10 protein-coding genes are annotated in these 9,792 nt (G+C 44.9%); 2 read left to right on the top strand and 8 right to left on the bottom strand.

Annotated elements, in window-relative coordinates:
* The first annotated feature begins 172 nt into the window (after positions 1-172).
* Positions 173-1,159, top strand: coding sequence for a tyrosine recombinase XerC (locus tag I4V53_RS00245; RefSeq protein WP_195983433.1), 987 nt, complete (start codon positions 173-175; stop codon positions 1,157-1,159).
* A 47-nt stretch (positions 1,160-1,206) separates the two neighbouring features.
* Here the strand turns inward: I4V53_RS00245 and I4V53_RS00240 are convergent, their stop codons facing one another.
* From I4V53_RS00240 to tgt, 7 genes are all read right to left on the bottom strand, one after another.
* On the bottom strand, positions 1,207-2,097 hold the full coding sequence (locus I4V53_RS00240; RefSeq protein WP_195983432.1) for a site-specific tyrosine recombinase: 891 nt from the start codon (positions 2,095-2,097) through the stop codon (positions 1,207-1,209).
* 21 nt (positions 2,098-2,118) lie between these two features.
* Positions 2,119-2,748, bottom strand: a complete 630-nt coding sequence (locus I4V53_RS00235; RefSeq protein WP_353616449.1) for a stage II sporulation protein M — start codon at positions 2,746-2,748, stop codon at positions 2,119-2,121.
* A gap of 332 nt (positions 2,749-3,080) precedes the next feature.
* Positions 3,081-4,439, bottom strand: coding sequence for a thioether cross-link-forming SCIFF peptide maturase (gene scfB, locus I4V53_RS00230; protein ID WP_195983430.1), 1,359 nt, complete (start codon positions 4,437-4,439; stop codon positions 3,081-3,083).
* Positions 4,440-4,518: 79 nt separating this feature from the next.
* Positions 4,519-4,665, bottom strand: coding sequence for a six-cysteine ranthipeptide SCIFF (gene scfA, locus I4V53_RS00225; protein WP_074017471.1), 147 nt, complete (start codon positions 4,663-4,665; stop codon positions 4,519-4,521).
* Positions 4,666-4,732: 67 nt separating this feature from the next.
* Positions 4,733-5,143 carry a TIGR04086 family membrane protein gene (locus I4V53_RS00220; protein WP_195983429.1) on the bottom strand — a complete coding sequence of 137 codons (411 nt, stop codon included), beginning with the start codon at positions 5,141-5,143 and terminating at the stop codon, positions 4,733-4,735.
* 71 nt (positions 5,144-5,214) lie between these two features.
* The gene (yajC, locus tag I4V53_RS00215; protein ID WP_195983428.1) at positions 5,215-5,553 is read right to left on the bottom strand and encodes a preprotein translocase subunit YajC; all 339 of its coding nucleotides are present in this window, start codon (positions 5,551-5,553) and stop codon (positions 5,215-5,217) included.
* 75 nt (positions 5,554-5,628) lie between these two features.
* Positions 5,629-6,759: a tRNA guanosine(34) transglycosylase Tgt gene (tgt, locus tag I4V53_RS00210; RefSeq protein WP_195983427.1), complete on the bottom strand. Its 1,131-nt coding sequence runs from the start codon at positions 6,757-6,759 to the stop codon at positions 5,629-5,631.
* 502 nt (positions 6,760-7,261) lie between these two features.
* Between tgt and I4V53_RS00205 the strand changes: the two genes are divergently transcribed.
* A complete protein-coding gene (locus tag I4V53_RS00205) occupies positions 7,262-8,470 on the top strand; it encodes an FprA family A-type flavoprotein (RefSeq protein ID WP_195983426.1) in 1,209 nt (402 codons plus the stop codon).
* Between the two features lie 89 nt (positions 8,471-8,559).
* Here the strand turns inward: I4V53_RS00205 and tyrS are convergent, their stop codons facing one another.
* Positions 8,560-9,789, bottom strand: a complete 1,230-nt coding sequence (gene tyrS, locus I4V53_RS00200; protein ID WP_195983425.1) for a tyrosine--tRNA ligase — start codon at positions 9,787-9,789, stop codon at positions 8,560-8,562.
* Between the last annotated feature and the right edge of the window lie 3 nt (positions 9,790-9,792).

Here is a 9,792-nt window from a genome sequence, read left to right as displayed (position 1 = left end):
GCGCCGGAAACGGAGCAAAAGGAAAGGAGCCCCGAAGGGCCCCTGTTTTTTGTAAGGAAGACAATTAGACAAAATAAAAATTTTGTCTAATTTAGGGGACAGCAAATCTTGTGTTCTCAATAGATTGCGAGTATAATAGCATTTATTATAATCAGAGTTAGGAATGACTTTAATGAAACCAGAGCTGTTATCTGAAGCACCGCAGATCATACGAAACTTTCTAGGATATCTAGGAACGGTTAAAGGAAAATCTGAAAAAACAGTTGAAGAGTATTACTTGGATTTACGTACTTTTTTTCGTTATATAAAATTTGCACGCAAGTTAGTCTTAGACGATATATCCTTTGAAAAGATCAGTATTTCTGATGTAGACTTGGCGCTTGTTAAAACCATTACTTTAACCGAAGTGTTTGAATATATGAATTATCTCAGCACGGTTCGTCATAACAAGCCTTCAACCAGATCTAGAAAGGTTTCCAGTCTGCGAACCTTTTTTAAATATCTCACCAATAAAACAAACCAACTCACATATAATCCTGTTGAAGAGCTTGAAACGCCAAAGCAAAAAAGTGCTTTGCCGAAATATCTGACATTGGAACAAAGCTTGGACCTTCTAACTACAGTGGAAGGCAAATTTAAAGAACGGGATTATTGTATTCTTACTTTATTTTTAAATTGCGGCCTCCGTCTATCAGAGCTGGTTGGATTGAATTTAAATGATGTACGCCAACAGTCCCGCACGTTACGAGTCCTTGGTAAAGGAAATAAAGAACGTATTGTTTATTTGAATGACGCCTGTGTTTCCGCTATCACCGATTATATTCGTGTACGGCCTAAAGACGGCGTGATTGATAAAAACGCACTCTTTATCAGTCAGCAAAAGAAAAGAATCAGTCCTAAAACCGTACAGTATTTAGTCAAAAAGTATTTGGCTGGGATCGATTTGAAAGGCCCTGGATATTCTGTACATAAGCTGCGGCATACAGCTGCAACCTTGATGTATCAGCATGGTCATGTGGACATCCGTGTGTTAAAGGATATTCTAGGCCATGAAAACTTGGGGACAACAGAAATTTATACACATCTTTCAGATGAACAAATGCAGAAAGCGGCCAACGCCAATCCGTTATCAAATGTCAAACAACGAAAAAAAAGTTAAAAAGCGCTTTGAAAATAGTCTGAAACCTCTATTTTCAAAGCGCTTTTTTATATTTTTGCCCGTGGATGACAGCTGTTATAGACTTCTTTAAAATGATCGTTCAGTAAATGTACATATACCTGCGTTGAGGAAATGTCCGCATGCCCCAGCATTACTTGAATATCCTTTAATTCCGCTCCGTTTTCCAACAAGTGGAGTGCAAAAGAATGCCGTAAGGTATGCGGCGTTATTTCTTTTGTAATACCGGCTTGTTCAGCATATCCTTTTACAATTTTCCAGAATCCCTGGCGTGTCAACCGCTTTCCATTCAGGTTTGTGAAAAGAGCTTGTCCTCCATCAGGAGAAAGGATCAAGCTTCGAACACGGGTAATATAGTCCGAAACCGCGGAAACTGCGGCTGCGTATACCGGTATTCTCCGCTCTGCCTTATCGCTTTTACAGCGCAGGATTCCAGCTTGCAGATTGACGTCTTCCACATTTAAATCAACCAACTCAGATGAACGGATTCCAGTGGCATATAACAGCTCCAACATAGCCTTATCCCGGCAGCCTTTGGACTCCGTTGGATCCGGCTGAGACAGTAAAAGTTCAATTTCATTTCCAGTTAAAATCTGCGGCAGCTTTTTTGAGACTTTTTCGAGTTTGATATTTTTTGCCGGATTCTCTTTAGCCATTCCGTTTTGAATAAGGAAGTAATAAAAGCAGCGGATGGAAGCGACATTCCTGGTTATAGTCGCATTGGATTTTTTTAATCCAGTTAACCGTTCAATATAGAGATTCATTCGGTTCTCATCTACATCACCCGGTTCATTTACCTGCTGTTCCTTTAAAAAGCTCAAAAAGTGTTCCACGTCCCGAAGATACGAATCCAAAGTATTGTCTGAAACATTTTTTTGATTTACCAGATAATCACTGAAATCCAAGCAATAGTCCCTCATTTTTACCCTATCCCCTCTGATTTAAAAAGAAAAAAGCCCCGCAAAACAAACAGTTGTCAACAAATCCAGTACAGCCGCCAAAAAACAGATCATTAAAGCCTTGCCAAAACGGAGAAAGTATACTTTGGTATTTAGACCTCCGCTGCTGGTAATATTGCGGGATAAATGCATGCTTTCTTTGGCAGCTAAAAGCAACGCAAAGCAGCAAAGGAAAGCGCCTGGCAAAATAACCAGGAAGTTAAAGATAACGCCATGAAAACCGTAGAGCGCATAAAGATATCCAGAGGTCATTCCCAGCCCGATCCCTCGAAAAAACAGAATGACCGGAACCATAAAAACACCCCATACGGATAGGCCGCACAAAAAGCAAGCGAATAAAAAAAGAAACGAGGATGAGAAAGACGCTGTTAATACAGAGAAAACCGGTTGAACCGTACGTTCCTGAAAATTACTGACAAACAGAAAATCTATTTTGCTTAAAATCGTCTGATCGATGCTCCTGGCCAGGATGGCTCCAAAAACCATTCCTCCCAGAAAACACAATGCCAGTAAAATCATAATGAAATGGTTTTTGATTGCAGAAACCAAACTGGCTTTATCTATGATCTTTTTTCCCCAATTGCCACGTGAAAAAACGTTTGTCCCTTTCACATCCATACCCTCCTAAAGGTTACATTACCTTTAATTGGTATGAAAAAGAGAAACGATTTATGTTAGCCTGACAGAAACATGTAAAGAAGTCACAGAATCTATCACAGTCCGTCCATATATACTATAATACTTTTCCAAATGCAGTGCAATATCCCTATGAATATTTCTTACATTTTCATACATACAGCAAAAACGCGCGGAACGGATTTATGTAAACCTGTGCAGGTTTATGTAAACTGCATTATGTTAAACAGAACTGCATAAAAATACACGCGGCTGTATATCATGCATCCGCGTGTATTTTCTGTCATAATTAGAACGATAAACGCATCTCATTCAGCCAAAGCCGCTTGGATCATCACAGCACATTCCAAACGCTTTTTCTCCAGCTCACAGGCGATTTTATGGGGCTTATGGATATCTCTCTCATATTGTGAATTGTTCGCATTACAGCCGCCGCTGCAGTAGAATTTAGCCCAGCAGTTCTTGCAGTCTTCTTTGCTGTATACATTGGCAAGTGCAAACAGGTTCTTGCGCTTCATGTCAAACGAACCGTCCATTACGTTTCCCATTTTCCAATTGTCATCCCCGACAAATTGATGGCACGGGAAAATATCACCTTCCGGCGTAATCGCGATGTATTCGTTGCCACAGCTGCATCCACGCAGCCTCTTGATTGCACAGGGGCCCTGGTTTAGATCCAGCATGAAATGGAAGAAGTTAAACCACTTCCCCGCCTTCCGATTTTCAATGATTGTATTTGCAAGACGTTCATATTCTTTAAATACAACCGGTAAATCCTCTTTCTGAATTGAGTAGCTTAGATTCGGGTCGGAAACCACAGGCTCAACCGATACCTGGTCAAAGCCGAGCTCTACTAAATGGAGGACGTCATCTGTAAAATCAAGATTATACTTTGTAAAGGTTCCGCGCGCATAATAGTCTTTATCACCGCGTGTAGCAACCAGTTTCTGAAAACGCGGAACAATGGAATCATAACATCCACTGCCGTCGGTACGCACACGGAGGCGGTCGTTGACTTCCTTTCTCCCATCGATTGAGAGAACCACATTGGACATCTCTCGGTTGATAAAATCAATTTTGTCGTCCGTCAGCATCAGGCCGTTCGTTGTAATGGTAAAGCGGAAGTTTTTATGATGCGCCTTTTCGATACTGCGCGCGTATGCAACTGTTTCTTTCACGACTTCAAAATTCATCAGGGGCTCTCCGCCAAAGAAATCCACTTCCAGATTGTGACGCCCTTCAGATTTTTCAATCAAGAAGTCAATTGCTTTTTTGGCAACTTCCAACGGCATGAGCATCCGGCCACGCCCAAAATCACCCTTTGCGGCAAAGCAGTATTCGCAGCGCAGATTGCAGTCATGCGCTATATTTAAACACATGGATTTGATCGGCGCATTGGTCATCATATTCGCGAACTTTTCATATTCATCTGATGAGAAGAGCTGATCGCATTGATACAGTTCTTTCAGTTCCTCATAGGCTTCTAAAACAGCAGATTCGTCATATTTCGCCCCTAATGCAGTAAGCATCTCCTGCGGCGGCGTATCCGGTACGCTGTCATTCAAATAATCCAGCATGGAATATGGTATCTCATCAAAAAGGTGAACGGCGCCGCTGTTCGTGTCCATCACAATGCGGTACCCGTTTAGCATATATTTATGAATCATTTACTTTTCCCCGTTTGCACAAAATTTAAGGGACAGATTTCCCTGTCCCTTTGTTTAGGTTGGTTCAATTGATGGCTGCTTATCTGTTTGCGTTTTCGCACTTCTGATTTGCAACAGTGCAGGAAGTCTTACAAGCGGACTGGCAGGAAGCCTGGCATTCGCCGCAGCCGCCTTTGACAGCGCTTTCCTTCAGATTTGCCTTATTCAAAGTTTTGATCTGCTTCATCGTGAAACCCCCATTCCATGTAATTTCCTTCGCTTATTATATCACAATGGATGCTATAAGAAAAGTGCTATTTTATTTTGCTTTTCTTGCTGACAGCAATCAATCCACCGATTGCGCCGCCAAGTACCATGACTGCCAGACGCGTCAGAGTGGAGAGGATAAACGCTTCATGTAAAGCGATTACACCCGCCAACAGGAACAGCAGGAACAAAAACAACCCGGACAGCGCACCAAGTAGCAGGCCGTTTTTCTTGGATATCCTCGCGGTGATATACCCGGCCAAAAAAGAGCTTAATGCGGAAACCGCTATGATGATCGGATCAATCGCAAATTGTGGGATATGCTTTGCCTGTACGAATCCAAAGGCGCAGGCAGCGAGCAGAACCGCACATAATACCGCACCGACGACAGAACCGATCACGATGGAACGCAGCGCGCCGAGTACGGCGTTGTTCTTACTGGATCTAGTAGTTTTCATATGACGCCCTCCTCCAATATCTGCTTTATAGATATTCGGGGAACGTCCGGTATATACTTCCAATGGGCTGCTTATTTTTTGGTATCGAGCTCTTCGTGCACGGTATCCACACTGCCAATCGCCCAACGCTTTACGCGAATCTTTGCACGATCGGTGCCGGTTTCGATTACTACCGTATCGGTTTCTTCCTTAACGCTTATAATACGTCCGGAAATACCGCCGATCGTGGTAATTTCATCGCCGATCTGCGCATTTTTGCGCATGGCTTCTTCCTTCTTTTTCTTCTTTGAAGAAGGACGGATCAGCAGAAGGTAAAAACCTACGATGATTACGGCATAAAAAATGAGGATTGTCCACATGTTGCCGCCGCCGGCAGCCGGGTCCTGAGCAAGGGTAATAAAATTTTCCATTATACGATACTGCACCTCCATATTAATGTTATTAATTATAGCAATAAATGGGTTGCCATGCAAGAGAATTTATTGCTATATCCGCAGCCCAATGCGTTCAATATTTTCCTGATAAAACGATTCCAGCTGATCCTGGTCCAGCGCATAGCGGATTTTCTCCAGCAAAGTGTTGTAAAAGTAAATATTGTGCATAACGCAGAGCCGCATACCGAGCATTTCGCCGCTCTTAAAAAGATGGTGAATATATGCGCGGGAAAAATTTTGACAGGTTGGACAATCGCAGGACGGATCCAGTGGAAGGGTGTCCAGCCGGTATTTGGCGTTCATCATATTTCGACAGCCTTCCCAGGTGAACGCGTGCCCGTGCCGGGCGTTTCGGCTGGGCATGACGCAGTCAAAAATATCGACGCCTCTTCGGACTGCCTCTAGGATGTTGGCAGGCGTCCCGACTCCCATCAGGTAACGGGGCTTATCCTCAGGCATCTCCGGCTCCACCGCTTCAATAATGCGGTACATGTCCTCTGCGCTTTCCCCCACGGCCAGCCCGCCGATTGCGTAGCCATCCAGATCCAGCTCTCGAATCTGCTTCATATTTTCAACGCGCAGGTCTTCGTAAGTGCTTCCCTGATTAATTCCCCAAAGCATCTGCTTCGGATTGATTGTGCCCGGCAAGGCGTTTAAACGGTCATGCTCCGCCTTGCAGCGATGCAGCCATCGAACCGTGCGGTGGCAGGAAGCACGCGCGTAATCATATTCCGCAGGATTTTCCACACACTCATCAAACGCCATTGCGATGGTGGAACCCAGGTTGGACTGTATCCGCATGCTTTCCTCCGGGCCCATGAAAATCTTATGCCCGTCGATATGGGAAGCGAATGTTACGCCCTCCTCTTTGATGTTGCGAAGTTTGGCTAAAGAAAAGACCTGAAAACCGCCGCTGTCTGTCAGAATGGGGCCGTTCCAGCGTGTGAATGCATGCAGTCCTCCCAATTCCCTGACGGTTTCATCCCCAGGGCGCAGATGAAGGTGATACGTGTTGCACAGCTGTACCTGGCATTTTAAATCTTTGAGATCGAGGGCCGAAACGGCTCCCTTGATTGCGCCCGCAGTCGCCACGTTCATAAACGCAGGCATCTGAATGGCGCCGTGCGGCGTATCAAATGTACCGCGCCGGGCTTTCCCCGACTTTTTTATCAGTTTATACATATACGCAGATAGAATCCTTTCTCATTTGATCATTCCAAAAAACAGGCGGTGCTGTAATTTACTTGCAGCACCGCCTTCTAGCGTAATTATTATAGCCATTTTGCGTGGAAAAGTCAATTCGAACCAGCGAAATCATCATAAAAAACAACCACATTTTCTTAGTCGAATACTTTTTTGATAAATGCGTTATGAATGACGAAAATAACAAGGTCGGCTGCGCTCGGTTGGAGGTAAAATATAGAAGAAATTTCCTTGTTAAATTCGCCCTTATTCCTTTTGAATCGTTTAAAATATTCTTCGTTCCCTTCTATTGATTTTTTATCAAAAAACGTGTATCCTTGTAATCGGTTAGTAAGAGCTAACATAGTTAATCGCTATTTTCTTCCATTGCCTCATGTGGCATATCTACCAAGTTAAAGCCAAAACTTTTTACCAGGAACAGAAGTAAATTCTGTTGAGAGTCAAGGGACAAAAATAAATCATAAAAAGGATGTTGATCTTTATGCATTGTACACGCAAATTGACTGATTCCATCCATTGGGTAGGTGGAAGCGACCGCCGGCTGGCTTTGTTTGAGAACCTGTTTCCGATTCCCCGCGGCGTCGCCTACAATTCCTACCTGATTTTGGATGAGAAAACCGCGTTGATTGATACGGTGGATTCTTCTATTACCCGTCAGTTCTTGGAGAATCTTTTCCATGTTTTAAATGGACGTGACCTGGACTACCTGGTGGTCAATCACATGGAACCGGATCATTGCGCCAATATCGAAGAGCTTATGATCCGGTTCCCGGCGCTCAAGATCGTGGGAAATGCCAAAACGCTTGCATATATCCGTCAATTTTATGATATGGATTTGGAGAACCGTACTTTAACTGTCGTGGAAAATGACACGATTTCTCTTGGACGTCATACGCTCCGCTTCTATTTTACTCCGATGATCCACTGGCCGGAAGTTATGATGACTTATGAGGAGAGCGAAAAGATTCTCTTTTCTGCGGATGCTTTTGGCAGCTTTGGTGCGCTGAACGGAAACCTGTTTAACGATGAAGTTGATTTTGATCGGGACTGGCTGGCGGACGCGCGGCGTTATTACAGCAACATCGTGGGAAAATATGGCCCGCAGGTACAGACCGCATTGAAAAAACTGTCCGGCTTGGAAATCCAAATGATTTGCCCGCTGCACGGTACAGTCTGGCGCAGCAATCTGGACTATCTTCTGGACAAATACATGCATTGGAGCAGCTATGAGCCTGAGGAACGCACCGTAGCGCTGTTTTATGGTTCCATGTACGGAGATACAGAAAATGCGGTCAATGTTTTAGCTGCCAGGCTGGCAGAAAACGGCGTTAAAAATATTATGACTTATGATATTTCCAGCACGCATGTATCCACTTTGATTGCGGAAGTGTTCCGTTGCAGCCACTTGGTTTTGGCGGCTCCTACTTATAATAACGGTATTTATCCTGCCATGTTGAATTTCCTGCACGATATGAAGGCGTTAAACCTGCAAAACCGTACCTTCGCTTTGATTGAAAATGGCTCCTGGGCGCCTTCCAGTGCAAAGCAGATGAAAGCGCTGCTGGGAGAAATGAAGAATATGCAGGTCCTGGAGCCGGTAGTTACCATAAAATCTGCGGTGAAAGAAGATTCCCTTTCCGCACTGACTGAGCTGAAAGATCAGATTCTTGCTTCATTGTCCGATTCATAATTGAATTTGCACTGTTAGCACCTCTGTCTGACATATAAAGAAAAGAGCAACGCCGTTCAATCGGCGTTGCTCTTTTTAGTGCAATTTTATTATTCTACAGTGATTTTATGATATACCTTTTTGCCCTTTTTCACGATGACATACTTCTTTTCAAAGTTGCCTGCAAGCGTCAGCGTTTCCCCGATTGACGTAATTTTTACATCGTCCACAGAAAGTCCGCCCTGTTCAATCAGACGGCGTCCCTCCGCACGGGACGGGATCAGCTTCACTTTTGTGAGCATGTCCAGAACGCCGATCGCTCCGTCAGTAAAGTCGGCAGAGGTAATGGTGGAAGAAGGCATGTTGTCCGTGTTGGCGCCTGCGCCGAACAGTGCCCGTGCGCCCTCCTGCGCCTTTACAGCCTCTTCTTCCCCATGGATCAGCTTGGTTACCTCAAAGGCAAGAATCTCCTTCGCCTTGTTCAGCTCGCCGCCCTCCAACTTGGCTAGTTCGTTGATCTCTTCCATCGGCAGGAAGGTCAGAATTTTCAGGCAGCGGATGACGTCCGCGTCGTCCACATTGCGCCAGTACTGGTAAAAATCGAACGGGGAGGTTTTTTCCGGATCGAGCCATACGGCGCCCTTTTCCGTTTTGCCCATCTTTTTTCCTTCGCTGGTGGTCAGCAAAGTAAAGGTCATGCCGTAGACTTCCTTTGCTTCCTTCTGACGGAGCAGCCTTACGCCGCCGATGATATTGCTCCACTGGTCGTCGCCGCCGAGTTCCATCACACAGTTATAGCGATGGTTCAGCTCAAGGAAATCGTAGCTCTGCATCAGCATGTAATTCAGCTCAAAGAAGGACAGGCCCTTTTCCAGACGCTGCTTATAGCACTCCGCTGCCAGCATCCGGTTGACAGAGAAATGCACGCCAATATCGCGCAGGAACTCAATGTAATTCAGGTCAAGCAGCCAATCGCCGTTGTTCGCCATGATCGCCTTTCCTTCAGAAAAATCGATCAGGCGGGACATCTGCTTTTGGAAACAGGCGATGTTGTGATCGATGGTCTCCTTTGTCAGCATCTGGCGCATATCGGACTTTCCGGACGGATCGCCGATCATACCGGTTCCACCGCCAAACAGTGCGATCGGCACATGTCCGGCCCGCTGCATGTGCGCCATTACCATGATCTGCACAAAATGCCCCACATGCAGGCTGTCCGCCGTCGGATCAAACCCGATGTAAAAGGTAATTTTGTCGTTGTTGAGCAGCTCTTTGATCTTTTCCTCGTCGGTCATCTGGGCTATCAGGCCTCTTGCCTGCAGTTCATCATAGACTCCCATTTT

Source organism: Clostridium sp. D33t1_170424_F3 (assembly GCF_015667585.1).
In the GTDB taxonomy this organism is placed as follows: Bacteria; Bacillota; Clostridia; order Oscillospirales; family Acutalibacteraceae; genus Anaeromassilibacillus.
The sequence above is the reverse complement of the archived record's forward strand: the minus strand, read 5'-3'. Positions and strand labels throughout refer to the sequence as shown.